The sequence below is a fragment of the Thiolapillus sp. genome, from assembly GCF_048562965.1.
In the GTDB taxonomy this organism is placed as follows: domain Bacteria; phylum Pseudomonadota; class Gammaproteobacteria; order Chromatiales; family Chromatiaceae; genus Thiolapillus; species Thiolapillus brandeum_A.
Genome location: NZ_JBHNMF010001309.1, coordinates 1 through 710, shown reverse-complemented (window position 1 = coordinate 710; position 710 = coordinate 1). Strand labels below are relative to the sequence as shown.

Genomic DNA, 710 nt, shown 5'->3' with positions numbered 1-710 from the left:
CGTCCATAGCGGCCTCCAGAAGTTTGTGTTGATTTCTCTTCTGAGAGGCCGCGCCTTGCTATGTCAACTATTTTTTGAGATTTTTAGTGGTTTTTCTCCTCTGAAACTCTAAACTCTAGCATGTTAAAATCACCTGTTTTTTCATTCGTGATCGATTACCGCCAGAAAAATGGGGTAGATATTCATGCCAGTCGCTGTATGATTGCCAAATAACATACTAAATTACTAGGCTATTACGAGGTTAGTGAGAAAATGAATACTGCAATACCCCCACGCGATGGAGACGGCTATCTTTTGGACATGAACGAATGGACGCCTGAAATTGGCAAGGCCATGGCAGAAGCGGATGGTTTCGAGATGACGGATGACCGTTGGGAACAGGTGCTGAAAGCGCGTGAATACTATGAACAGCACAATGTTGTTCCGCCGATTCGAAAGTTTTCCAAGTATATCGACGTGGACAAGAAAGATCTGTTCAAGCAATGGATGACCGGCCCCATGAAGCCCATCAGTAAATATGGTGGCCTGCCCAAGCCGACCGGCTGCGTATAAGCGACGGGCAACACACAAAAGCACCGCTGCTTTTTTTAGTAAGCGCCAAACAATCAGCCCTATTGCATTTTTTTGACAGGCGTGTTCCAGGGTAGCAGGGCTTCAATGTCCTCAACCGTCCTGGCATTGCCGATGTGCTGCAGCACATGGTGGAGGTA

At 46.9% G+C, this 710-nt stretch carries 2 protein-coding genes; one reads left to right on the top strand and one right to left on the bottom strand.

Annotation, left to right across the window (positions count from 1 at the left end):
- Positions 1-252: 252 nt before the first annotated feature.
- Complete coding sequence (locus ACOCD2_RS24005; protein WP_293650730.1) at positions 253-552, top strand: TusE/DsrC/DsvC family sulfur relay protein; 300 nt, start codon at positions 253-255, stop codon at positions 550-552.
- Between the two features lie 59 nt (positions 553-611).
- Here the strand turns inward: ACOCD2_RS24005 and ACOCD2_RS24000 are convergent.
- Positions 612-710 (bottom strand): transposase domain-containing protein (locus tag ACOCD2_RS24000; RefSeq protein WP_368857394.1); only part of this gene is annotated, 99 nt, incomplete at its 5' end.